Source organism: [Ruminococcus] lactaris ATCC 29176, from assembly GCF_025152405.1.
GTDB classification, from domain to species: domain Bacteria; phylum Bacillota; class Clostridia; order Lachnospirales; family Lachnospiraceae; genus Mediterraneibacter; species Mediterraneibacter lactaris.
The window spans coordinates 2,441,729-2,465,827 of sequence record NZ_CP102292.1 but is presented as its reverse complement, the minus strand read 5'-3'; the positions used below and the strand labels follow the sequence as shown (position 1 = coordinate 2,465,827).

22 protein-coding genes and 4 pseudogenes are annotated in these 24,099 nt (G+C 40.3%); 20 read left to right on the top strand and 6 right to left on the bottom strand.

Annotated features, from left to right (window positions below):
- Positions 1-24: 24 nt before the first annotated feature.
- The 7 genes from NQ541_RS11445 (at position 25) to NQ541_RS11415 (ending at position 8,692) form a co-directional block, all read left to right on the top strand.
- Positions 25-3,006, top strand: coding sequence for a type I restriction endonuclease subunit R (locus NQ541_RS11445; RefSeq protein WP_023920622.1), 2,982 nt, complete (start codon positions 25-27; stop codon positions 3,004-3,006).
- 63 nt (positions 3,007-3,069) lie between these two features.
- Positions 3,070-3,996 carry a site-specific integrase gene (locus tag NQ541_RS11440; RefSeq protein WP_005608731.1) on the top strand — a complete coding sequence of 309 codons (927 nt, stop codon included), beginning with the start codon at positions 3,070-3,072 and terminating at the stop codon, positions 3,994-3,996.
- A 113-nt stretch (positions 3,997-4,109) separates the two neighbouring features.
- Positions 4,110-4,265, top strand: coding sequence for a hypothetical protein (locus NQ541_RS11435; protein WP_005608730.1), 156 nt, complete (start codon positions 4,110-4,112; stop codon positions 4,263-4,265).
- Positions 4,255-4,473, top strand: coding sequence for a hypothetical protein (locus NQ541_RS11430; protein WP_226968968.1), 219 nt, complete (start codon positions 4,255-4,257; stop codon positions 4,471-4,473). Before NQ541_RS11435 ends, NQ541_RS11430 begins: the two co-directional genes overlap by 11 nt.
- Positions 4,474-4,619: 146 nt before the next feature.
- Positions 4,620-4,979, top strand: coding sequence for a YccF domain-containing protein (locus NQ541_RS11425; protein ID WP_005608727.1), 360 nt, complete (start codon positions 4,620-4,622; stop codon positions 4,977-4,979).
- A gap of 560 nt (positions 4,980-5,539) precedes the next feature.
- On the top strand, positions 5,540-7,732 hold the full coding sequence (locus tag NQ541_RS11420; protein WP_044939897.1) for a PTS sugar transporter subunit IIABC: 2,193 nt from the start codon (positions 5,540-5,542) through the stop codon (positions 7,730-7,732).
- A gap of 102 nt (positions 7,733-7,834) precedes the next feature.
- Positions 7,835-8,692: a PRD domain-containing protein gene (locus NQ541_RS11415; RefSeq protein ID WP_005608725.1), complete on the top strand. Its 858-nt coding sequence runs from the start codon at positions 7,835-7,837 to the stop codon at positions 8,690-8,692.
- A 69-nt stretch (positions 8,693-8,761) separates the two neighbouring features.
- Here the strand turns inward: NQ541_RS11415 and NQ541_RS13390 are convergent.
- Positions 8,762-8,842: pseudogene (locus NQ541_RS13390) on the bottom strand (transposase); the annotation flags it as partial.
- Positions 8,843-9,024: 182 nt separating this feature from the next.
- Between NQ541_RS13390 and NQ541_RS11410 the strand changes: the two are divergent.
- Positions 9,025-10,278 (top strand): ATP-binding protein, encoded by a 1,254-nt coding sequence (locus NQ541_RS11410; protein WP_044939908.1) that lies wholly within the window; start codon positions 9,025-9,027, stop codon positions 10,276-10,278.
- 63 nt (positions 10,279-10,341) lie between these two features.
- Positions 10,342-10,671, top strand: a complete 330-nt coding sequence (locus tag NQ541_RS11405) for a hypothetical protein (RefSeq protein ID WP_044939894.1) — start codon at positions 10,342-10,344, stop codon at positions 10,669-10,671.
- An 88-nt stretch (positions 10,672-10,759) separates the two neighbouring features.
- Here NQ541_RS11405 and NQ541_RS11400 read toward each other — a convergent pair.
- Positions 10,760-11,515: pseudogene (locus NQ541_RS11400) on the bottom strand (AIM24 family protein); the annotation flags it as partial.
- A gap of 268 nt (positions 11,516-11,783) precedes the next feature.
- Here NQ541_RS11400 and NQ541_RS11395 point away from each other — a divergent pair.
- The 6 genes and pseudogenes from NQ541_RS11395 to NQ541_RS11370 all read left to right on the top strand — a co-directional run bounded on the left by NQ541_RS11395 (position 11,784) and on the right by NQ541_RS11370 (position 17,375).
- Positions 11,784-13,235, top strand: a complete 1,452-nt coding sequence (locus NQ541_RS11395; protein WP_005608721.1) for a LuxR family transcriptional regulator — start codon at positions 11,784-11,786, stop codon at positions 13,233-13,235.
- A gap of 340 nt (positions 13,236-13,575) precedes the next feature.
- On the top strand, positions 13,576-15,675 hold the full coding sequence (locus NQ541_RS11390) for a hypothetical protein (RefSeq protein WP_005608717.1): 2,100 nt from the start codon (positions 13,576-13,578) through the stop codon (positions 15,673-15,675).
- Between the two features lie 247 nt (positions 15,676-15,922).
- The gene (locus tag NQ541_RS13280; RefSeq protein WP_081442904.1) at positions 15,923-16,222 is read left to right on the top strand and encodes a recombinase zinc beta ribbon domain-containing protein; all 300 of its coding nucleotides are present in this window, start codon (positions 15,923-15,925) and stop codon (positions 16,220-16,222) included.
- 48 nt (positions 16,223-16,270) lie between these two features.
- Positions 16,271-16,486: pseudogene (locus tag NQ541_RS11380) on the top strand (type II toxin-antitoxin system RelB/DinJ family antitoxin); the annotation flags it as partial.
- Positions 16,458-16,718 carry a type II toxin-antitoxin system RelE/ParE family toxin gene (locus NQ541_RS13275; RefSeq protein WP_005608712.1) on the top strand — a complete coding sequence of 87 codons (261 nt, stop codon included), beginning with the start codon at positions 16,458-16,460 and terminating at the stop codon, positions 16,716-16,718. The pseudogene NQ541_RS11380 and the gene NQ541_RS13275, both read left to right, overlap by 29 nt.
- Before the next feature lie 429 nt (positions 16,719-17,147).
- Complete coding sequence (locus NQ541_RS11370; RefSeq protein ID WP_044939887.1) at positions 17,148-17,375, top strand: hypothetical protein; 228 nt, start codon at positions 17,148-17,150, stop codon at positions 17,373-17,375.
- A 28-nt stretch (positions 17,376-17,403) separates the two neighbouring features.
- Here NQ541_RS11370 and NQ541_RS11365 read toward each other — a convergent pair whose 3' ends face one another.
- Positions 17,404-17,919: a helix-turn-helix domain-containing protein gene (locus tag NQ541_RS11365; protein WP_005608706.1), complete on the bottom strand. Its 516-nt coding sequence runs from the start codon at positions 17,917-17,919 to the stop codon at positions 17,404-17,406.
- Between the two features lie 403 nt (positions 17,920-18,322).
- On the opposite strand from NQ541_RS11365, the gene NQ541_RS11360 reads away from it, so the two are divergent.
- From NQ541_RS11360 to NQ541_RS11340, 5 genes are all read left to right on the top strand, one after another.
- Positions 18,323-18,556, top strand: a complete 234-nt coding sequence (locus NQ541_RS11360) for a hypothetical protein (RefSeq protein ID WP_005608703.1) — start codon at positions 18,323-18,325, stop codon at positions 18,554-18,556.
- A 15-nt stretch (positions 18,557-18,571) separates the two neighbouring features.
- Complete coding sequence (locus NQ541_RS11355; protein ID WP_005608700.1) at positions 18,572-18,892, top strand: HIRAN domain-containing protein; 321 nt, start codon at positions 18,572-18,574, stop codon at positions 18,890-18,892.
- Between the two features lie 192 nt (positions 18,893-19,084).
- Positions 19,085-20,083, top strand: coding sequence for a helix-turn-helix transcriptional regulator (locus tag NQ541_RS11350; protein WP_044939884.1), 999 nt, complete (start codon positions 19,085-19,087; stop codon positions 20,081-20,083).
- A gap of 101 nt (positions 20,084-20,184) precedes the next feature.
- Positions 20,185-20,457, top strand: coding sequence for a hypothetical protein (locus tag NQ541_RS11345; protein ID WP_005608697.1), 273 nt, complete (start codon positions 20,185-20,187; stop codon positions 20,455-20,457).
- Between the two features lie 20 nt (positions 20,458-20,477).
- Entirely contained in the window at positions 20,478-21,056 is a 579-nt protein-coding gene (locus NQ541_RS11340; RefSeq protein WP_005608696.1) for an HD domain-containing protein, read from the top strand.
- A gap of 28 nt (positions 21,057-21,084) precedes the next feature.
- On the opposite strand, the gene NQ541_RS11335 is transcribed toward NQ541_RS11340, so the two are convergent.
- The 3 genes and pseudogenes from NQ541_RS11335 to NQ541_RS13385 form a co-directional block, all read right to left on the bottom strand.
- Positions 21,085-22,482: an MATE family efflux transporter gene (locus NQ541_RS11335; RefSeq protein ID WP_023920661.1), complete on the bottom strand. Its 1,398-nt coding sequence runs from the start codon at positions 22,480-22,482 to the stop codon at positions 21,085-21,087.
- A gap of 232 nt (positions 22,483-22,714) precedes the next feature.
- Positions 22,715-23,680, bottom strand: a complete 966-nt coding sequence (locus NQ541_RS11330) for a PIN domain-containing protein (RefSeq protein ID WP_005608694.1) — start codon at positions 23,678-23,680, stop codon at positions 22,715-22,717.
- Positions 23,681-23,984: 304 nt separating this feature from the next.
- Positions 23,985-24,080, bottom strand: a pseudogene (locus NQ541_RS13385) (hypothetical protein); the annotation flags it as partial.
- Between the last annotated feature and the right edge of the window lie 19 nt (positions 24,081-24,099).

Below are 24,099 nucleotides of genomic sequence, written 5' to 3'. Positions count from 1 at the left end.
TTTATTACAAAGGAGAAAAAGAAAATGCCAGAATTAGAGAAAGTAATAGAAGATAAATTAATAGAACAGCTAGTTTTTGGAGAGTCCCAATGGACTTACCGTGAAGATTTAAAGACTGAGGAAGAACTTTGGCAAAATTTTAGATACATTCTAGAGCAGAATAATAAAGCACGTCTAGATGGACAGCCTTTGTCTGATGCAGAGTTTGAACAGGTTAAGAACCAGCTACAGTTTTCTTCGTTCTATAAAGCTGGTGAATGGCTGGTTGGCGAAAATGGGAAGGCAATGGTTCATGTGCAAAGGGATACAGAAAAATTGCATTTAGTTGTGATGAATCATGAGCATATTGCAGGTGGAAGCAGTGTTTACGAGGTTATTAACCAATATAATGCATTAAAAGACGATGACATCACTACGGTTACAAGGGACAGAAGATTTGATGTTACACTTATGATTAATGGTCTTCCAATGATACATATTGAATTAAAGAACAGACAGCACTCTTACATGGAAGCTTTTTATCAGATAAAAAAATATATCAGTGAAGGAAAGTTTACTGGTATTTTTTCGGCTGTCCAGATGTTTGTGATCAGTAATGGAGTAGACACGAAATATTTTGCTGCCGCAAGTGATACAGAGTTGAATCCTAAATTTATGAGCGGTTGGGTAGATACGGAGAATAATCCGGTGGCTGATTATATTGATTTTGCAAAGAATGTTCTTCGTATTCCGGAAGCCCATGAGATGATTGCCAGATATACAGTTTTGGATGAAGATGCAAAGCGATTGATTTTACTTCGACCATATCAGATTCATGCCATTGAGTCTATACGTGAGGCATCAAAGACAGGAAAATCTGGTTTTGTCTGGCATACGACTGGATCCGGAAAGACGCTTACTTCTTATAAGGCAACCAGAAATTTACTGATGGATATTCCTGCGATTGATAAAGCAATCTTTTTGATTGACCGTAAGGATTTGGATACTCAGACAACCATGGCATTTCAGGCTTATGCGAATAATGATTTGGTCGATGTAGATGAGACTGATAATGTAAATGATCTGAAAAAGAAATTAAAATCTGATGATCGTCAGGTAATCGTTACAACAATTCAAAAAATGCAGATTCTGATTAGCAAAAGATTACAGGAAGGAACATCTGAATACAACAAGATTAAAAACCTGAAAATTGCTTTTGTCGTAGATGAATGTCACAGAGCAGTTACTCCAAAAACAAAGCGTGAACTAGAACGCTTTTTCGGAAGATCGCTTTGGTATGGATTTACAGGAACTCCGAGATTTGCGGAGAATCCATATCCGCAGATGGGTGATTTGCCACGTACAACAGAGGAATTGTATGGAAAAAGACTTCACAAATATACAATCCAGAATGCGATTCATGATAATGCTGTACTTGGTTTCCAGGTAGAGCATAATGGTCCGAAAAATATTACAGATGAGACAGATGCCAGTGCATACGACAATGAGACCCATATGCTCCGGGTATTAGATATCATCCTGAACAAATCCTATTACAAGCTGGGATTTCAGAATGGAAAAGGACAAACATATGAGGGACTTTTGACAACGAGTTCCATCCAGATAGCACAGAAGTATTATGAACTCCTGACCAAGGTGAAAAACGGAGAAACATCATTAGAAATCGATGAGAAAATCAAACAGGTTCTTCCGGATTTTCCGAAGTTTGCAATTACTTATTCCGTAACAGAAAATGAAGAAGGTTCCCACGTAAACCAGGAAAAGATGCAGAAATCACTAGATGATTATAATCAGATGTTTGGTACAAAATATGAGCTTTCACAGATTCAGGGGTATAATGGTAATCTGAATAAACGTCTCGCACGGAAAGATGCAAAATTCAAGAGCAGAAGTGAGCAGCTGGATCTGGTCATTGTGGTAGACCGCCTGTTAACAGGATTTGATGCACCATGCATGTCCACCATTTTTATTGACAGACAGCCGATGGGACCACATGATCTGATTCAGGCTTTTTCAAGAACAAACCGTATTTTTGATAAAAACAAAACATACGGACAGATTGTTACTTTCCAGGCACCAAAGTTATTTAAGGAAAGTGTTGACAACGCAGTGAAATTATACTCTGCGGGAAGTACAGGGACAGCGATTCTGGCAGAATGGGAAGAAATAGAACCAGCATTTCGTAAATCGTTGGCAGCATTAAGAGTATCAGCAGAAACACCGGAAGAAGTAACACCGATGTCAATCAAAGAGAAAAAAGTGTTTGTCAAGATGTTTCAGACCTTTGACCGATTATTTGCTCAGCTCAAATCATTTACCCAGTATGATGACAGTATGCTTGAGGAGTATGGCATTACAGAAGAGGAATACGATAAATATGCCGGAGTTTATAAAAATGCTGTAGAAGAAATAAAAATAGCAGAAGGTGGAGACGATTCCGGGAACGAACCACCGGAAGATGAAACGATAGACGTCGATTATGAATTGATGGCTTATAGTAGTACAAAGATTGATTATGAGTATATTATCAATCTGATCCAGAATATTGTAACACCAGATGAAGATGCAGAAGCGGTATCTCCGGAAGAACGTCAAAAACAGATTGATGAAGTGAAACAGTATATTGATGAAATGCGGAAGGATAATCCAAAGGTAGCCGAGATTATGACGAATCTGGTTAGTGAAATTGAGGAAGATGAAAACAAATATAAGGGTCAGTCTATCTTAAATATTGTGGAAAACATGAAACGTGATTGCATTGAAAAGGTAATCTCTGATTTCTGTGTGACTTGGTACGCATCGAAAGAAGATGTTATGTATGCGGCTCTTCATTACAGAAACGGGGAAATACCAAACGAAAGTGTGATCAAAGCAACAATTGACTATCAGAGTTATAAATCCGTACAAGAAAAGGCACTTCCAAAATTCAAATATTATGCGAAGTGTATGGCAGAATTAAAGAAAACATTAGATGAAGAAATTAAACCTCTGATCAGTGTTGCATAAGAAAATAATAGGTGATTAATTGTCTGTATCAGCGTAAGTGATTCGGGAAAGGAAGACAAACTTATGCAACAGGAAACAGACAAAATGCAATTATTTTATGAGTACTATAAACAGTGGATTGAAGTGTACAAAAAAGGTGCGATCAGGGATGCCACGATGGCAAAGTATCTGATGACGCAGAAATGGGTAGAAAAACTTGCTCCGGAGTTGAAGGTTTGTGAACTCACCAGGACTGCTTATCAGAAATTGCTGAATGATTATGCAAAAGATCATGAACGGCAGACAACGCTGGATTTCCATCATCAATTGAAAGGAGCAATTCTGGATGCGGTAGATGAAGGAATGATAGAGAGAGATCCAACCAGAAAGGCAATCATCAAGGGGAAATCGCCAAGAGCAAAAAAAATAAAGTATTTGAATCAGTTTGAATTACATACGTTAATTGCTCACCTTGATATTCGAGAAGAGGTAAACTGGGACTGGTTTATTCTATTGGTTGCAAAAACCGGTATGAGATTTTCAGAGGCACTTGCAATTACTCCTTCGGACTTTGATTTTGCAAGACAAACATTGTCTATTAGTAAAACATGGGATTATAAGGGTAATGGTGGATTCCTTCCAACAAAGAATAACTCATCAGTGAGAAAAATTCAGATTGATTGGCAGATTGTTGTGAAATTTTCAGAGCTTACTAAGAATCTGCCAGAAGATAAACCGATTTTTGTTGGAGAAACAAAGATCTATAATTCTACAGTGAATGATGTACTTACCAGACATTGCAAAGCGTGTGGAATTTCAGAGATATCCATTCATGGACTTAGACATACACATGCCTCTCTTCTTCTGTTTGCAGGTGTATCAATCGCCAGTGTAGCCAGACGTCTGGGGCATGCCAGTATGACAACAACGCAGAAAACATATCTGCATATCATTCAGGAACTCGAAAATAAAGACGTTGACCTGGTAATGAGAACATTATCAGGATTATAAACGCAAATAATTAAACAGGATTACTTACGCTGATCTAGATATATAACGAATCCGAAATCAAAATGTGTAGGAGCAGTATTTTTAGGCATAAAAATGGAAACGGAGGCAGTGAAATGGATATATCAAAAGCAGACTGGAAACTTTATCGTGAGCGTGTCCCAGACTGGCAAGAACACTATATGGAAAAACTTACAGAAGAATATGTAAAATTACTAACTTCCCCAGGTCATGCGTCAGATCATTTTTGGGAATACAAAAGTGGATATTGAGAATGGAAAAGTGGACATTCAAGACAAAAAAGTGGATATTGAAAGTGTACTTTCCGAAAAAGGCAGCAACTTCTCGGTGAAAACGACGGTTCATATCCATAGACTTTTTGAAAAGTTTGGCTTTGATGAGGTGTTTGGAAGAAGTGCGGTTATGGAACTTCTTGTTATTTGGGATTTATTGGGGATATGCCATTTACATTTATGCTGATGTTTGTGTTCTTTTCGTTTGGAATTTTTGCGGGACTTGAACCAATAAGCAATCACTAAAATAGGTCGCATAAGCGAATTATTTTTGCTATAATATGCTTATGCGAAAAAAACTCGCACTATTGGTGCGAGAATTGAGGTGATTGAATGAAATTATTAGGAAATATACTCTGGTTTCTTTGTGGTGGGATAATCGGAGGTCTTGCATGGATCATTGCAGGATGTATATGGTGTGTCACAATTGTTGGAATTCCTGTTGGCTTACAATGCTTCAAATTTGCATCCTTAGCATTTTGGCCTTTTGGAAAAGAAGTTGTATATGGGAACGGAACATTCTCATTTCTTGTGAATTTAATTTGGATTCTTTTCTTTGGATGGGGAATGGCTCTTGGAAATATTGTCTTAGGGTGTATGTGGTGTATCACGATTGTAGGAATCCCGTTTGGAAAACAATTCTTTAAAATGGCACGTTTATCTTTTATGCCTTTTGGTGCAAATGTGCTTTAGAACAACCTTTTATATAAAGAACAGTCGGGTAAAAATGGCTCCGAAATTTGCAGGCAGAGACACTGCCAGCGTTACGATAGAATAAATAAGATGCCAGGGTCACAAAGTCAGAACTTTTATGAGTTTCACTTAGTTTTAAAATTTACTGTCAAACTCCCGAGAACGAAAAGAAAATGCCATGTAGGATTTTATGGGAAATCCGGCATATTTTTAATTCATATTTGGGGCGAGTAGCGGGGCGCAGAATATAAAAAATTATCAGCGGTGAGGAATAAAATGGAGAAAAACGGCTTGACAAAGCTTGCCGTGCGATGCTATTATGTCAGAAGTGATATAGTATGTTACTTGTTAAGAACGAACGAGGCATTAACTATGCATGAACTTTTTGGATGTTTATGCGGTTAGTGCCTCTTTTTCTGTTGCTAAGCGTACAGAGAATGCGTCTAGAAGCCTGCTTCTTTGTCAAGACTATAAAGAGAATGCCTGACTGTTTTTACAGATTACCGCAAATATTCATAAACATTCATACTCGTAAATTCATAACGAAAAGGAGAACAATTATGAAAGACAAAATTTTTGGCGTGCTTCAGCGCGTGGGAAGATCATTCATGCTTCCAATCGCCATTCTCCCGGTAGCAGGTCTTCTGCTCGGATTTGGTGGCTCATTTACCAACGAAACAATGCTTGAAACTTACGGACTGTTAAATGTCATGGGACCTGGCACCATTCCATATGCCATCTTCCAGGTCATGAGCGAAGCCGGTAACATTGTATTCGCAAACCTGCCGATTATTTTCGCGATGGGTGTTGCCATCGGTATGGCTAAGAAAGAAAAAGAAGTTGCGGCTCTCTCTGCTGCCATCGCATTTTTCATTATGCACGCTTCTATCAGTGCGATGATCACCATCAACGGTGGAACAGAAAACATGCTGGAAGGTGCAACTACGTCTGTTGTCGGCATCACATCTCTTCAGATGGGTGTATTCGGCGGTATCATCGTCGGACTCGGTGTTTCTTCGCTGCACAACCGTTTCTACAAAATCGAACTGCCACAGGTATTATCGTTCTTCGGTGGAACAAGATTCGTACCAATTATCTCTTCGCTTGTATATACCGGCGTTGGTATCCTGATGTTCTTTATCTGGCCAGTCATCCAGACAGGGATCTACGCACTTGGAGATCTTGTACTTAATTCAGGCTATGCAGGAACATGGGTATATGGTTTCCTCGAAAGACTATTACTTCCATTCGGTCTTCATCACGTATTCTACCTTCCATTCTGGCAGACTGCACTTGGTGGAACAATGGAAGTCGGCGGCACTCTCATCGAAGGTGCACAGAACATTTTCTTTGCACAGCTCGCTGACCCGACAGTAGAACATTTTGCAGTATCCGCAACCCGCTTCATGTCAGGTAAATTTCCATTGATGATCTTCGGTCTTCCGGGAGCCGCACTTGCCATGTACAGAACAGCAAAACCAGAGAAGAAAAAAGCGGTTGCCGGACTCTTACTTTCCGCTGCTCTTACTTCTATGCTGACAGGTATTACAGAACCACTTGAATTCACATTTATCTTTGTGGCACCAATGCTTTACGGTATCCACTGCGTATTTGCCGGTCTTGCATATATGCTCATGCACCTCTTTAACGTAGGTGTTGGTATGACATTCTCCGGCGGACTGATCGACATGTTCTTATTCGGTATCTTACAGGGAAATGCAAAAACAAACTGGATCTGGATTGTAATCGTAGGGATCGGCTACTTTATCGTATACTACTTACTGTTCGGATTCTTAATCAAGAGATTCGATTTAAAAACACCTGGCCGTGACGACGGTGAAGAGGTAAAATTATACCGCAGAAGCGACGTGGAAGCTCGCAAGAACGGCGATAACGGTTCCGAAGCTTCCTCAGAAGATGCACTTTCTCAGACTATCTGTCAGGGACTTGGCGGCAAGAAAAATATTTCCGACGTAGACTGCTGTGCAACAAGACTTCGTTGTACCGTTCACAAAGCAGAACGCGTAGACGATGCACTGTTAAAATCAACTGGCGCATCCGGCGTAGTACACAAAGGAAATGGCGTTCAGATTATCTACGGACCTCGTGTATCAGTCATCAAATCAAATCTCGAAGATTACCTCGAGACTGCGCCAGACGAAGAATTCACAGCTGGCGGAAATGATGTCGATGCAACTGCACACGCTGGTGTTGATACAAATGTTGACGGTGGCACAAATGCTGGCGTTGCAGAAAATGCCAACACAAGCTCGGCAGAAGCAACTGTTGTTGAGACAATCGTTATCTCAAGCCCAATCACAGGTCTGGCTGCTGACTTATCTACCACTCCAGACGAAGCATTTGCTGGAAAAATGATGGGTGACGGTGCCGTTGTCACACCGGAAGATTCTGTTGTAAGAGCTCCGGAAGATGGCGAAGTATGTTTTGTATTCGAGACAAAGCATGCAATTGGATTCTTGACAGATAGCGGCGTAAGCCTTTTGATTCACATGGGAATCGACACCGTTGCACTGAACGGAGAAGGATTTGAAGTATTCGTTGAAAACGGACAGAAGGTAAAGAAGGGCGAGCCACTCCTCGGCTTGAATCTGGATTATCTCAAAGAAAATGCTCCATCACTCGCTTCACCAGTCCTCTGTACAGAATTGGAAGACAACCAGAAGGTTCGCCTCTTAAAAGACGGACAAATCAAAGCTGGCGAGGCATTATTTGCAATTGACATCTATGAATAAAAGCTATGAATAAAACAAAATAAAGATTGTTATTCGTAGTTGTTAATGTTAAAATCAGATTAATCATTAGTAACAAAATTGGTCACACATGGGGATAAGATTATGTATCGAATTAGTAAAGTTCTCAATCATAATACGGTAATTGGCATTCACGCCGATGACAACCAGGAATACCTGGTGATGGGAAAGGGGATCGGATTCGGCAAAAAAGTCAGCGAGCGAATCGAAGTACGTGACGGCGATACCGTCTACTCGCTACAGGCAACTTCCAATCGTGGAAATGCAAAAGAGCTCGCAACTTCCATCCAGCCCATTTACCTTGAGATTGCAAATGAAATACTGGACGAAGCGGAAAAAGTGTTCCAAAACATTGACCGTGCAGTCCTCTTCCCTATGGCTGACCATTTGGAATATGCTGTAAAGCGCATCCAGAATCACGAACAAATCAGCAACCCACTCACGGATGATATCCGCGTCCTCTTCCACCTGGAATACAAGACTGCGGAATGTGTCCGTCCGATTTTAAAAGAGCGTTTGGGAATCACCATTGATGACAATGAAGTCGGATACATTTCCCTTCACATTCATTCCGCAATCAAAGACGAAAACGTTTCCCTGGCAATGCAGATTGCACGTGCCGTGCGCGAATGCATTTCCCACGTTGAGCAGGCTGTCAACCGACCAATTGATGTCATGTCTCTGTCGTACAACCGACTGATGAACCACATCCGTAACATGGTCGCACGAGCACTGCAGCACGAAGAATTGAAGTTAAACTTAAACGACTACATGGAAGTCAAATTTCCACAGGCATTTCAGATGGCGCAGACCATCTGCGATCAGGTCGGAAAAAACCTGTGCTGCACACTCAGCGATGCTGAAGTCGGATATCTGGCGATGCATATTGAACGTGTCGTCCACGAAGACGAAGATCTCGAGGCAATCGAAGCCAGAGATTAAACATATCATGATATATACAAAAAGGGGATGTGAAAAAACTCGATTGAGTTTTTTTGCATCCCTCTTTTTGCTTATATTGTTAAAAATGTTTTCAATCTTATCATGAAGGACTTCGTTGATGAAATATCCAAAGGTTCGGTATGATGGACTCTATCAGGGGTTCTGAATAGTTACAAACACAGAAAGTAATATTAGACGCATGGAGGGGTAAAATACAGGGTGTGAGAGAAAGATTTTTAAATTAAGGGAATAGATATTGAAGCTCAGATTGTTCTATGATAGAATATCATTACTAAAAAGTGTGCAGAAGCACAGAATTGAGGAATATAATGATGGAAATTAAAAGAGATGCTTATCTACAGCAGTTGACCATGCGAAAAGATAACGGAATGATAAAGGTGATTACCGGCATTCGTAGATGCGGCAAATCTTTTTTATTGTTTAACATTTTCAAGAGATATTTACAAGAGAATGGTGTTAATACCGATCATATTATTGAGATTGCCTTGGATGGTATTGAGAATGAGGAATTAAGAGATCCCAAGCTGTGCTTTAAGTACATCAAAGATGCCATGAAGGATGATGATAAGTATTATCTTCTTCTGGATGAAGTACAGTTCATGCCACGATTTGAGGAAGTGCTGAACAGTTTGTTACGCATGAGCAACATTGATGTGTATGTCACCGGAAGCAATTCTAAGTTTCTGTCCAGCGACATTGTGACTGAGTTCCGTGGCAGAGGTGATGAGATCAGAATCTATCCCCTCTCTTTTGCAGAGTTTTATTCTGTCTATGAAGGTGATTACGACGATGCCTGGGATGACTACATGATCTATGGAGGATTGCCGCAGGTCGTAAGTTTACAGAGTGAACGACAGAAGGCAGATTACCTGAAAAACATCTTTGCAAATGTTTATCTGAAGGACGTAATTGAAAGAAACAAGATCCAAAATGTGGATGAAATTGGCATTCTGGTTGATGTGCTTGCATCTGCAATTGGTGCACCGACCAACCCTTCAAAGATTGCTAATACCTTTGCCAGTGAGCGTCAGATGAGTTACACAAATAAAACGATTTCCAATCATATTGACTATTTGGCAGATGCGTTTTTGATTTCTAAAGCAAACCGATACGATATTAAGGGCAGAAAGTATATTGGTGCAAATCTGAAATACTACTTTACCGATCCAGGCCTGAGAAATGCCCGTTTGAATTTCAGACAGCAGGAACCTACTCACATCATGGAGAACATTGTTTATAACGAGCTTCTGATTCGTGGCTACAATGTTGATGTGGGTGTTGTGCAGATCTTTGATAAAGATAAAGAGGGCAAGCGTGTCCGTAAGCAGTTGGAAGTTGATTTTGTAGTTAACCAAGGCAATCAGAGATACTACATCCAGGTTGCTTATGACATGACTTCAGAAGAAAAGCAGAATCAGGAGTTCAATTCTCTGCGTAATATCCCGGACTCTTTCAAGAAGGTTGTCATTGTAAATGGCAGCAAAAGACCTTGGAGAAATGATGAGGGATTTGTCATCATGGGAATGAAATATTTCCTTTTGAACGCGGATAGTTTAGAGTTTTGACATTGGATAGAACACATTGGTGAGCCTTAGAATGTTTGACGTATGAAAGGAGTGAAAACGTGGATGACGACACAGTGGAATAAAGATGATTTGTTTTATGTATGTTCGATGATTGAGTTTGTTGCAAGAGAAACTCATAATAAAGTAAAAGATGTAGTTGGGAAAATGACAGATGAAGATTTAGTGCTTCAATTAAGAACGGCTGGTGTAAATCACTGTCTTTCTTTTGAACAGGTATGTGATGAATGGATTGAAGAATATCAAATTACAGAGGGAAATTTTGATAATATTACAACTTGCAAATATAGTGTTCCAACAGTAACTTCAATTGGAAGAGTATACCAAACGTTAATATTGAATGTTATGGGTTTGTATGCGAATGTAGTAAAATGATCACAATCAATAAAGCAATTAATAACGCCGATACAGGATTTTTATAATCTTATACCGGCGTTTGTTTACGAGATAATGTGTTTTACGCTTACTTTCCAAATGTATTGCTGGATTTAGCTGCAGCTTTAGCTGTCATGGTGTTGGTGGACTCAAACAAGGAAGTTGTCGGTGCGACCGGACACATCAGTACTCGTCCTGTTCCACGATAAACATTTACCAGGCCCTCTCCGCTAACTGCAGATCCTACAAGTGTTTTTGTAGATCTTTCTACGGTGAATTCTAGATTTGATGACCAGCATACAGCAAGATTTCCGTCAATTTTCAGTTCATCATTTTCCAATATGACTTCGATCAATTCATCTTCAGGAACATTAGATTCCAATGCGGCTACACCATTTCCCTGCAAACTCAGATTAAACAGACCTTCGCCACCTAGTACGGCTGATGAAAGGTTCTTTCTGGCTACAACGTTACTTTTTACATTTGCATCACAAGCAAGGAACATGCCATCTTCAATTGTCATTCCGGCTGATCCCCACTTGCCAACATCTGCAAGAATAATGTATTTATATGTTGGTTCCAGTACCAGACAGCCTTCGCCAACATATTCCGGTTTAACTGCTGTTTCTTTTGTAACGACACCTTTGATTGCTTTTCCAAGAAAATCTCCGATGCCTTTTACGCCAGATGTAGCTCGTACATTTCCACCCATCCATTGCATGGCACCAGCTTGGATAATAGCAGAATGGTCTTTATCAATATCAATAACAACCTGTCTTCTTCTAACATTCATTTTACTCATGAAATACTCATTCATTGCATTCATAGGTGAAACGCTGGCATCCGTTTATTATAATAGAGTCAGCATAGATAGAAAACAATTTGTGCAGAGAAATATAAAGACAGAATTCTCAAAATTCGAACAATATAAAGATGCAAATCCTCATGGTGGATGCGTATTATGAAAAATAAAGCTATCGCTTTATAAACTCTTGTATTTCTCGAAAAAATATAGTACACTATACCACTATACTAGATTCAAATGCATTGGACTGTACTCCCAACGACATCATGGAGTTCAATGATGACAGCAAGTAAAGGAGATTTTTGAAGTGGATACAATTTTAACAAAAATTACGCAAGGCGTGGATTTCAAAACGAAGGATAAAATTTCTTACATAAATGCTGTTGTCCTTATGGGGCTGTTTACTTTTCTGTTTTTAGGTGCGGAGTATTCATATGTGGATGTGCTTTCCCGTATCGTATCAGAAGATAAGACTGTGCTGGCGCAGAATTATGCGTTGGGCGTAAGTGCGGCGGGGTTTCTTTTGTATCCGTTGTTTAACCGCTTTTGCAAGGAACGTTTGAAAACGATATGTTTTCTTTTTATCGGTTTGCTATCTGTCTTGGGCATAGCTTTTATTGGGGTGGGTACGGCTTATACTGCGATTTTCACAACCGGACTTGTATTATTCCTGCTTCTCGGCTTACTCGGCAGCGGCGTGTTTTATGTTTCCATGCGTATGATGAAAACGGACAGATATTTGGCGAGGACTGTGGGTATTTCGTATGCGATGGGAATCCTGCTCCAATTTGTAAACAATAATCTTGTTCGGTCAGAAATTGCAGAAACGGTCATTTTATCCGTGTTTTCGCTGCTGCTTATCTGGCTGCTGATGAAAAATGATTCGGCTTACTGCCGACAGGACGAACAGAATACACAAGGTTCGACAGAAGAAAAAGTCAAAGAAGATACAGGGAAAATAAAAAAAGGCGATATCGTTAGTATTCTTATGATCCTGCTTGTGGCACTTATGACTTGTATGTTCAGTACCCTTGACAATGCGGTAACGCTTGTCCACGCCGGCGGAGCAACGGACATCGGGCAATGGCCGAGAATCCTGCTTGCTTTAAGCGGTCTGGCGGCAGGCTTTATCTTTGATATAAAAAACCGAAAATATATGGGGATAGTGATGTACTGCATAATGGTGCTGTCCACCATCTGCGTCGCTATACTGAAATTTGCCGGACCATTTATGGCGGGGCTGATTGTATTCTATCTGTCAGCGGGATTTTTTGCCGTGTTCTTTACTTCCGGTTTTATGGAAATATCCCGCCATATGAGAATCCCGGAACTTTGGGCAGGTATGGGACGGGCGGTAAATAATATCGCTGCCGCTGTGATCGCTAACTTTGTTTTAACCCTTTTATCTTCTGACAGTAATCTTACAGTTATTATTCTTGTGCTGGTTTTGTTTGTGACAGTCAGCGTCGTGGCGGTCATATACACCTTTCAAAAGAAAACTTTTATGGAGCAGCTCATTACAAATGCCGCCGATGTGGTTGATGAGAAAGAAAGGCTGCGGAAATTCTCGGAAGTGTTTTCGTTCACGGAAAGAGAGAGCGAAGTGTTTAACTGTCTGGTCAATACAGAGGATAGCATTCAGATGATTGCGGAAAAATTGTATGTTTCCAGACGGACTTTGGAACGCCATATTTCCGCCATTTACGAAAAGACCGGCGTAAAATCCCGTGTGGGATTGCTCAACCTTTACAACAAATGATCTTTTGATGTCGGCATTCATCGAGCCGCCTTCTGGAAACAGAGGGCGGATTTTTTATGCCTTTTTTGATAAAAATCACCTTTTTGCCTTGATTTTGAAGAATGGCGGAACTCCGCCACCCCATGTTGACAGATTGGCGGAGCTCCCTTATATACTTTTTTTCCTCTTTTTCCCATAATAAAGTCGGTATTTATGCGAAACAAGTGAAGCGAGCCGTTACTGCTGTTGCCGACCGGATATCACAATATCTGGAAAATAAGACAGTGCTGGCGAATGCTTTGCTGAGAAGATCAAAATTACATGAGTCTGTTTGCAAGGCTTAGAAAATGGAGGAATCATTATGAAGAATCAAAAAAGACACAGCAGGAAGCTGCTGAGTATCCTGCTCGTACTCTGCATGGCACTGACCATTGTGCCGATAACTGCGTTTGCGGCAGGAGTCAACTACATTGACAAAATTAGTGTCACCTACACCAAACCGGACTATAAAGCTGGCGATGCACCGCAGGCAGCAGCGACGGTGACAGAGGGAGAATGTTCTGTTGCCTATGAGTATTGGATGGAAATAGAACAAAAAACAGAAGGCAGTGTCTGGACAAGTACAGGACGGTATTGGTATTCTGATTCGAGTAAAATGGCGTCTCTTGCAGCAGACAAGCAGATTACACAGTTTGAAGCAGGACACCATTATACCTATAATATTGTACTTAAAACAAATAGCGGCTACTTTATCAGCGAGGATACAAGTGTTTCCGCAGGCGGTCATAAGTTTGATAAGGTGGCTTTCAAAGCGAATCTTGAAATAAGAGAGATGAGTACGGAACTGCGTATTTACAGTCCTTACTCAATCGATCTTCCTGCCGCCAGCACCGATGAGGTTATCACCACAGTTGACATCGGTAATGTTTGGAAAAACTTGGATTCCACAAAGCCCGTTGCGTTTACAGCGGAAGTAAATCCCAACAATTCTGCTTGCAGCGGAAAAGTGGAAATCGTGGAAGAAGCGTGGGAGAAGTCCACTTATGGTGAAAGTACCCCGATAACAGACGTTATTAAAAGCACAGATACTCCCCGTAACCCGATTGCCGGTGGAGAATACTGGTATAGCATTGTGTTAAGGGCGAAAGAGGGATATGTATTTTCTGATAATGTGACTTTTATTTGTGAGGGAAAAACATATACCGCACAAACGGCAAATACAAGCGTGTCTGATAATGGGAAAACCTTTACTGCGTGGGAATTTTTGCTGCCTGTCATAGTAAGCGACGGGGCAGACGATACCGTAATAAAAGATGTTGAAGTGATTGGTGCTACACTTTCTTATGATGCGGGAGATACACCAAAGGCTACTGCTGTGACTAGAGATATTGGTGCAAACTATGAGATTGCTTATGAAAGTTGGGAAGACGAGCAGCATGCTTTATGGTACTCGGATGAACACTATTATCCTAGTGAACTCTTCTTGGACAGGTTTACTTCGTTTGAGGAAGGGAAATCCTATAGATATTCAATTCTGCTGAAAGCGAAAAACGGACGGACTTTCGCAGCAACAGATTCGGGACTGACAGTAACTGTAAATGGTTGGACGGTTGAGCAGCAAAATATTAGTATGAATCTGGACGGACAATCTGTGTATGTTACTGGTATTGCAACAATTACACCGACCAAGCCGGTTGAACCAAAGGAAATTGAAGTTATAGAAATCAATAATGCAACCATAACTTTTAAAGATGGTGATAAGCCTGTATTTACTGGCAATGTACCCGATAATAAAGACTACGCATTTCGGTGTGAGTGGTGGAGCCTGGACAGCGATACTGGTCTGGTTTCTACTGAGCCGGAGTGGGGAAGCGGAATTTATAAAAACAAAATTACTACTTTTGAAGCTGGAAAGACCTATCATTACGGGGTGTATGTGACTGCATATTACGGCAATTTCTCACCCGATGCCAAGCTGAAAATCAACGGTCAATATGTGAATTATAAGCGGATAGGCGATGACGACAATATGCAAACCATGTGGCTTGAAACTGATTTGACCATGACGCCATTTGATTCTTCTCACACGCACAGCTATGGAGCAGATTGGAAATCAGACTCAGACAACCATTGGCACGAATGCTCCTGCGGCAGCATCGCAGACAAAGCAGCTCACGATATGGAAACAAAGAACGCTAAGGACGCAACTGCAACGGAAAAAGGCTACACCGGCGACAAAGTGTGCAAAGTATGCGGTTATACTGTAAAGGGCAAAGAGATTCCGGTTTCGGGAACAACAAAACCGACCAATCCGACAAAACCGGATGGAAATACAGATGTCACCAGTCCTAAGACAGGCGACAACAGCAATCTGTGGCTGTGGTTTGCAGTGCTGTTCCTATCTGCTGGAATGCTGATCGGAACAAGTGCGTATTCCAAGAAGAAAAAGTATTCTAAGTAAGCTGTTCCGACTGATTTCGATAGGGAAATCAGCAAAGATTCTACATCATTGAATATTGTTAGAAAAAGACGGCTGAGCTACTAATCGTATTGAGAAGGAGAAAGAATTAAAAATGAACGCAATTATGGTACGGAGATCAAAATGAAAAGGGTATTAAAAATGCTTCCGGAGGTTTTCAAAAGACAAAAAGGTATATAGCAACACAGGCGGCGGGCTGTACTTATGCAAGTGAGTTACAGCTCGCTTTTTGTGTGCTTTGACTTATATCCCCATCATATCGCCCCTGCACTTATGCTGCAACGCACACCGCCGCAGACCGACCAAGACCGGAAGGACGAGCCTGTTTTCGGGGCTGGTATACTGTCCCGACTGCGGTGCAAAACTGCATTTCTCAGCCGCCAAAAGCATGATGCGAAATCAGGAGCATTTCCGCTGTGCCAATTACAAATCGGGACGGGGAGACTGCACCCGGAGCTTGTTTCGGAATGGTCGGAAAAGAATTTACCGCTTACACCTGATGAATATCGTTACAAATGTATTGAATTAGCAATGATATGGCATTATAATAAAAGAAAAAGAAATGGAGGTATCTAAAATGGCAAGTACAATTCAAATCAGGGTAGACGATGATTTAAAGAGTAAATCAGATCAGCTTTTTAAGGATCTTGGAACAGATACAACGTCTGCAATAAGAATGTTTTTAACACAGGCTGTTGCATATAACGGATTCCCATTTGAAATAAAAAGAACAGTGCATAATCCATATACATCTATGATAGAAGATGAGATGCTTCAAAGACTGGAACAATCATAAGCAAGCGGCGAAGAATGTGCTTGATGATTTTGAGGATACTGTAGAACTGTTAAAACATGTAGCAGGAAATATGAAAACATGTGATAATCCACGCTTACAGAGTCTGGGATACCATCGAATAAATTTTCAAAAGCACAGATATTTCATGCTGTACAGAATAGAAGATGATGTTGTATATGTGGATGACATTTTCCATGAGTTGCAAGATTATGAAAACAGAATGATATAAATTGAATATTAACGATGAAAAGATCATTTACCGTAAAATCGTAGATGGTCTTTTTTATCCTTTGACGATGAAGGAAATCAGATGGTGAAAGGTGCTGGTATGAAACTGAACCACTATAAGAGAGAAAAAAATAAAACGAAGGAATTCCTCGAAAATTGAGAATTACATACGTTAAATTCTTTGCATCAGGTATATATTTTGAAAAGTTATCTGGTTATACTGACAATATCAAAAGGCAGAACTGTTAGAATGAGGTAAGCAGATGGATACAGCACGGAGAATAAAGTTAATTCGGATGATTGAAAAGATAGAGAAAAATCCAAAATTCAGTAGTAAAATTTGTGTGAGAAATGCATCTGAATTTATAGCAGAAAAACGGCAGAAAAAATGAATGGCATCAATCAGAACAGGAGCCAAAAGGAGTAGAATATGTTATCATTATTATTTGCAATTTGTATGATCTGGTTTATTGGAAAATTCTTTATATTTGGTATAAAAACATCGTGGGGAATTCTGAAATTGCTCTGTACAGTAGTATTCTTTCCCGTTATCTTAATGGGTATGGTTGTTGGTGGACTGATGTATATTGAATTTCCACTGCTGATCATCGGTGGAGTCATCGCAGTGTATGTAAAGAAGAGAGGCAGTGAACCATAAATAGGTTCGCTGCCTTGCTTTTTCGCACTTATTTCTGTTTTTCTTTTTCTTCTCGGAACAATTCAATGTTCAGTCCCTGTTCTCCGGCTGTCTTATCAACCCAAAGATTCAGGGAATCTATTGCCAGAGAAATCTCATCCAACTTATTGCTGATAAAAGCAAAATCCCTGATTTCATCGTCGCTGATTCTACCGTCACGGGCAATCTGGATCAGGCGTGTAGTCAGAGGATTGATTTCATTTAAACTGGCAATGGTTTCCAGGATTATATTGGATAAGTCGGTAACTTCGACTTCCGGAACATAGCGATGTCCGATTTCACACTTATGAGAGCAGTAATAGTTACAGAGATCCGGTCGTCTGTAAGCGTCGGCCATCTGGATAATATCGTAAGGTGTAGGCTCTTGTATTTCATATTCAAATTTTTCAATTTTAGAATCAGAAACAGCAGTCATTTTTTCACTGGCTTCTGATCTTGTAAGACCGGCTTCTTCCCGGCAAATCTGATAAATTGTCTTATTTTCTCTCGTAGATTGTTTCCCCATGAGAATAACCTCCCTGTATATCGCAAAACATGAGGATTATCGGGCGGTAACTCCGCATGCTGTACGCGTATTTTCTTTATGAATTTTATTATACTTGAAGCATTAAGAAACAACAAGCACATTGTTGCTATGGAAGTTATGAAAGGCTCAGAAAAAGGTATTCTGGGTCTTTTAACATAGAAGAATAGTCGTAAAAAAAGCAGGGATTTTTATACCCCACCTATTGGTATAAACTGTAATCATCAAAGAAGATTAAATCATAAAATTCACGGAAATGGAGGAGTGGGCAATGAAAGGATTTAACACAGGTGATGGTTACATGGGATTGGTAGATGGTAAATATATCTTGTTTGCCAGCGAATCCGATTACTATGAATACATGAAGGATTAAGGTGGTGCTATTATGAAAGGAATATTCGGAAGTATGTTTGATTTAAACCATGATGGAAATATCAGTCTGCTAGAAAGTACAATGGAATTTATTTTTCTGAATGAATTGCTGAAGGATGATTCTGAAGAACGGACGGAACTGGAGTTATCTGGACTGGATCCGGACGAGTTGGAGTTTATGGATACAGATGAACGAAGAGAAGTACTGGAAGATGCCGGATTGGATCCGGATGAATATGATTTCTAAGGAGGAGCAATTACGATGACAAAAGTATTTATCACACTGACAGGAACAAAGCATTATTTTGGAAATGATTTTCTTGAAAAGGGAATGAAAATCCGACTGGAGAAAGAGCCGGATAATGAATATGACAAGGAAGCAATCAAAGTTACTTATAAAGGCCTTGGAAAAATCGGGTATGTGGCAAATAGTCCTTATACCGTGATTGGTGAATCAATGAGTGCCGGACGTCTCTATGATAAGATTGGAGATGTTGCATATGCCAAGGTGCTGCTGATCACATCAGTTGGAACTATTTGTAAAATCTGTAAGAAGAGTCTGGTAAAAGAAGAGGAGGAATAAGAGTGATGAAAAATAAAGATATGTTAAGAAAAATTTATTATGAGAACAAAGCAATGAATAGAAATATGCAGAGATTCTTGAGCTGGATGATCCTGAATATAAGAAGAAAATTTCATCTGTAGTCCCGCTACTTATGATATACTGATGATATCGTTGATATATCTAAATTATGATGAACAGGAGGCGGGGAAAGTGCCAAGAGGAAGTAATCAGAAATTTAAATTATACCGGCTGGCTCAGATCATGATGGAACAGACAGATGATGATCATTATATCACCATGCCGGAGATTATAGAAGAGCTGGCAAAATATGATGTAACAGCAGATCGGAAAAGCGTGTATGCAGACTTGCGTGATCTGAGTATTCTTGGGATTGAGGTAGAGGGAGAGCCGATCGGGAATCGTTATCATTATCATGTGGTAAGCCGGGCATTTGAACTTCCGGAATTGAAGCTTCTGGTAGATGCGATTCAGTCCTCGAAATTCATTACGGAGAAAAAGACCAACAGACTGATCAAAAAACTGGAGACGCTGGTCAGCAAATACGATGCACAAGAGTTGCAGCGTCAGGTATTTGTGTCCGGAAGAATCAAGACAATGAATGAGAGTATCTATTATACGGTAGATGCAATTCATAATGCGATATCCGAGAATAAAAAGATCAAATTCCAGTATTATCAGTGGAATGTAAAAAAAGAAATGGAATTGCGGCATAATGGGGCATGGTATCATATCAGTCCATGGGGACTTTCATGGGATGATGAAAATTACTATCTGGTCGGTTATGATTCAGAAGCGGAACAGATCAAGCATTACCGGGTAGACAAGATGCTTCATATCAGAATGTCAAATGAAAGCAGAGAGGGAAAAGAATATTTTAAAAAGCTGGATATGGCAGACTATGCAAAGAAGAGTTTCGGAATGTTCAGAGGTAAAGAACAGACTGTAAAAATGCAGGTGGATAATCGACTGGCGGGTGTGATTATTGATCGTTTTGGAAAAGATGTGATGATGATTCCGACAGATGAAGAGCATTTTACGGTGAAGGTGGATGTGCATGTGAGCAGACAGTTTCTTGGCTGGATCTTCTCTCTTGGAGAAGGAATTAAGATTGTAGGACCGGAGGAAGTTGTGAACCAGATGAAGGCGGAGTGTGAAAGACTGATGGGACAATATCAGTTACCACAATAAAAATAAACTGTCTGACAGAACAGGATAATGAAAATACATCTGAAATCAAATAAGTGACAGTAAAAAGAACAGGATAACAGGGACAGAACAGGAGGAACAGGATGGCTGAGTCAAGACAGGATGAATTATATGATGCCCTGCAGCTTAAGGGATATCCGGAAGATTTTTGCCGGGAAATTGCATACAGGCAGATGAATACCGATTACACTGCAACCCGGATGCTGGGGTATCTTTACAGGATATCAGAACCGAGACCGGAGGATGTTGTAGATGAAATGCTGGCGATTTTAAGCGACCGGAATGCAATCATTCAGAAAAAAGAATTGGAACATGCACAGACAACGATCAATAAAATATATCGGGAAGGGTTGTAGGAAGGAAAAGCAGGAATACGATGAGTGAATATATAACCACCTATACAGGATTACATTTCAGACCGACAGAGCCAGATTCAGATTTGATCAGAATACAGGATATTGCCCATGCTCTGTCGCTGATCTGCAGGGGAAATGGGCATGTGCAGACATTCTGGTCTGTGGGAGAGCATTGTATCTGCTGTGCAAAAGAGGCAGCAGCGAGAGGATTTTCAGAGCGTATGATACTTGCATGTCTGCTCCATGATGCAAGTGAGTGTTATCTGTCGGATGTGCCGGCACCGTTTAAGAAAGAATTACCGGAATATCAGGAAAGAGAAAACCGACTGCTCAGTATGATTTATAAAAAATTTCTTGGCTCAGACCTGTCGGAAGAAGAACAGATACAATTAAAAGAAATAGATCGTGCAATGCTTTGGTATGATCTGAAAAGACTCCTGAAAGAACCACAATCCGGCGAAGCACCACAGCTTCATATGGAACTGAATTATAAAGTCCGCAGTTTTTCAGAAGTAGAAAAAGAATACCTTGCGTTATTTGCAAGGTATTCAGAATTGTCGGGTAATTGCCGGGTATACGACATTAGTGACGATATTTAGCTTTGAAAAGCAGGCAGAGATAGTATCTTTACAGAATATCACTTCCATCCGGGATTTTGGAGATTACTGTCCGGTTGATCCTTAAAAGGAAGAGGAGTGATACTACAAGGGAAACAATTTCTGCGATCGGGAAAGACCACCATACAACGTGAAGTCCGCCGAGCTTCGATAAAATGTAAGCAGCAGGAATCAACACAACAAGCTGTCGCATGATGGATACGATCATGCTGAAGACTGCCTTACCGAGAGCCTGGAATACTGTTCCGGAAACGATACAGAACCATGCAAGCAGATAGTGGATTCCGATAATACGAAGTGCCGGGATACCGATCGTGAGCATATCTTCTGAAGCGTTGAACATCCCAAGCAGGATCTGTGGGATTCCCTCAAAGCAGAGGAATCCAATAAAAGTAAGACAAAATGCCGTGATCAGACTGAGCCTGATGGTTTTGACCATACGTTTTCTGTTTCTGGCACCATAATTATAAGCTATGATCGGTGTAATTCCATTATTCAGCCCGAACAGTGGCATAAAGAAGAAACTTTGCAGTTTAAAGTACACACCAAAAACGGCTGTTGCGGTTGAAGAAAACTCGATCAGAATCCGGTTCATGGAGTAAGTCATGACAGAACCGATGGACTGCATGATAATCGAAGGTACACCAATCGCATAAATGGTTCCAATGATCTTTGCACTGGGGCGGAAACCACGAAAATGCAGTTTTACATCGTGGTTGAACTTGTGATTGCAGGTGAATGCGACGATTGCAGCGACACACTGTCCGATGACGGTTGCAGCAGCAGCACCTGTAACGCCCATTTTGGGACATCCGAGTAATCCAAAGATCATGATCGGATCTAAAATAATATTCGTAATCGCTCCACATAATTGTGAGGTCATACTGAAGATTGTTCTTCCGGTAGAGGTAAGCAGACGCTCAAAAAATATCTGGGAGAGCAGTCCGAAGGAAAAGATCATGACGGTTCTTAAGTAGTCGATTCCCATTTCCATGATTTCTGCATCTGCGGTTCCAATCTGACTTGCGTAGAAAGGTTTTACAATCGTAAATCCGAGTATCAAAAATACAAGATAGCTCAGAAAGTAAATAAATGCAGTATTTACGGCAATTTTATCAGCCTCGTCGGAACGGCGTTCTCCAAGAGCTTTGGAGAGTAAAGCATTCATACCGACACCTGTACCGGTTGCCACTGCAATGAGCAATGTCTGTAAAGGGAATGCTAAAGATACGGCCGTAAGAGCATTTTCAGATAATTTTGCTACAAAGATACTGTCAACAATGTTATAAAGTGCCTGCACAAGCATGGAAATCATCATTGGCAGGGACATGTTGAACAACAGTTTGCCAATAGGCATGGTTCCCATTTTATTTTCTGCTGCAGGAGCAGTTTTCATTTTCTGATTCATAAATCCTCCTATCTGATGTATTTGCATCGTGTCTGACCATGATAAGATAAATCAATGTTCAAATGATGGCAGACGGGATGCCTGAATAATTATGTGCTAATTAAATATAGTATCATGCCGGAGAGAGACTTTCAAGTTATATTATTATTATTGAGATAAGTCCCCTTATCCACTGATATGCGTCAGTGATATAAGGGGACTTCCTCTGTCCGAATTTCCTTTCTGTCGTTCGTTATTTTAAAGCTGATATCGTTTTGAAATAAGGCTTGAAAAGGCTGTAGTATTTCATCCCGATATTATTTCCATAAGCCTTGGTGATCGCAGAACGGACTCCATTGAGATTTTTAGATTTGTCCTTATTTTTTTCAAGGAAATCTAAGAAGTTTCCAGGATCGTCCAGGTCACTGTGCGAAAAAATGATATCAGTAAAATAGTGTACCTTATCTTTGCGTGAAAGAGTTTCAGGTGCAAAAGAATAAGATTTATCTTTTACGGTTTTGTAAATATTTTGTCCCTGCTTCTGACCGTATACATGAACCAGGGTTTCGTGAATTGCAATCAGATTATCTTTGCCAAGGCAGTTGATGAGAGCGTCGACTTCTTCCTTATCAAAAGAACAGGGCTTCTGAGAAGCCGGAACTTCTTTTAAAGGCTCAGGACAAATGGAAGAAGAAACTTCTTTCGGTCTGTCTTTAAAAGGAAGTTCTTCAGCAGAAGATCCCGGATGAGATTCTTCGCCGGAAAAATCTTCTGTAGATTGCACCTCGACAGAATTGGATTGTTCTGCCAGGCGAAGAGCCGCTTCTTTCTGTCGTTGCAAAGCTAATTTGCAGTAATTCACATTGATTCTGTTTACAGGAAAGCCTCTTTTTTTCCAAAAGTTGACCGCAGGATCATAACCGGTATCGTTACTCATTACAATGAACTCAGAATCTTTCAATTCTTCGTTCTTCATCAGATAACCAAGGTAAGAGATCAACTGAAAATCCAGAGCATTATTTCCCTCATTACATTCTTCAAATTTAATTTCGCGAGTACATCCGAGCAGTTTGATGACTGATGAATAGGACATATGAGGTGAATTTTTCGTATAAAACACGATGATCTTATCCGTTTCGTCACTCAGATCCAGCAGCATCAACCAGTTGTCGTTGACATTCTCGCTGTCTACTAAATAATATTTAATAATAACCACCATTCATTCGGACAAGATTATTGTAGCACGATTGGGGAGAAAGGACAATTTGTATTTGTTGGGGGATAGAGTAAACTTATTGTCAGTTGAGAAAGAATAAAGAGCTCCTAGATATAAAAGATTTGAATTCGGTCACATCTGTAAGCCATTTCTCGTTCGGTGCATCTGCATAAAATTCGCGATTCAATATATTTTCTGCTACAAACTGTGGATTCGCCGCCTGACGTGTACATCCATTATTTGTATATTTAATTGTTGATTTAATGTCTTTTTTTCTGCATATGCGGAGAACTCGTTTATCATTGACTTTTATACCATGATATCGTTCCAAATCATCTCGTATTCTGCGATACCCCTTATCTGGTGATTCTGTATGTATTTTTTCGATTTTTTCTGCAATCATCTTATTTTTTGCTTCATTA

Bases quoted from the DNA above. Each gene is read 5' to 3' on its own strand.
- NQ541_RS11445 (WP_023920622.1), top strand. From the start codon at position 25: ATGCCAGAATTAGAGAAAGTAATAGAAGATAAATTAATAGAACAGCTA.
- NQ541_RS11440 (WP_005608731.1), top strand. From the start codon at position 3,070: ATGCAACAGGAAACAGACAAAATGCAATTATTTTATGAGTACTATAAA.
- NQ541_RS11435 (WP_005608730.1), top strand. From the start codon at position 4,110: ATGGATATATCAAAAGCAGACTGGAAACTTTATCGTGAGCGTGTCCCA.
- NQ541_RS11425 (WP_005608727.1), top strand. From the start codon at position 4,620: ATGAAATTATTAGGAAATATACTCTGGTTTCTTTGTGGTGGGATAATC.
- NQ541_RS11420 (WP_044939897.1), top strand. From the start codon at position 5,540: ATGAAAGACAAAATTTTTGGCGTGCTTCAGCGCGTGGGAAGATCATTC.
- NQ541_RS11415 (WP_005608725.1), top strand. From the start codon at position 7,835: ATGTATCGAATTAGTAAAGTTCTCAATCATAATACGGTAATTGGCATT.
- NQ541_RS11410 (WP_044939908.1), top strand. From the start codon at position 9,025: ATGGAAATTAAAAGAGATGCTTATCTACAGCAGTTGACCATGCGAAAA.
- NQ541_RS11405 (WP_044939894.1), top strand. From the start codon at position 10,342: ATGACGACACAGTGGAATAAAGATGATTTGTTTTATGTATGTTCGATG.
- NQ541_RS11390 (WP_005608717.1), top strand. From the start codon at position 13,576: ATGAAGAATCAAAAAAGACACAGCAGGAAGCTGCTGAGTATCCTGCTC.
- NQ541_RS13275 (WP_005608712.1), top strand. From the start codon at position 16,458: ATGAGATGCTTCAAAGACTGGAACAATCATAAGCAAGCGGCGAAGAAT.
- NQ541_RS11370 (WP_044939887.1), top strand. From the start codon at position 17,148: ATGTTATCATTATTATTTGCAATTTGTATGATCTGGTTTATTGGAAAA.
- NQ541_RS11365 (WP_005608706.1), bottom strand. From the start codon at position 17,919: ATGGGGAAACAATCTACGAGAGAAAATAAGACAATTTATCAGATTTGC.
- NQ541_RS11360 (WP_005608703.1), top strand. From the start codon at position 18,323: ATGAAAGGAATATTCGGAAGTATGTTTGATTTAAACCATGATGGAAAT.
- NQ541_RS11355 (WP_005608700.1), top strand. From the start codon at position 18,572: ATGACAAAAGTATTTATCACACTGACAGGAACAAAGCATTATTTTGGA.
- NQ541_RS11345 (WP_005608697.1), top strand. From the start codon at position 20,185: ATGGCTGAGTCAAGACAGGATGAATTATATGATGCCCTGCAGCTTAAG.
- NQ541_RS11340 (WP_005608696.1), top strand. From the start codon at position 20,478: ATGAGTGAATATATAACCACCTATACAGGATTACATTTCAGACCGACA.
- NQ541_RS11335 (WP_023920661.1), bottom strand. From the start codon at position 22,482: ATGAATCAGAAAATGAAAACTGCTCCTGCAGCAGAAAATAAAATGGGA.
- NQ541_RS11330 (WP_005608694.1), bottom strand. From the start codon at position 23,680: ATGGTGGTTATTATTAAATATTATTTAGTAGACAGCGAGAATGTCAAC.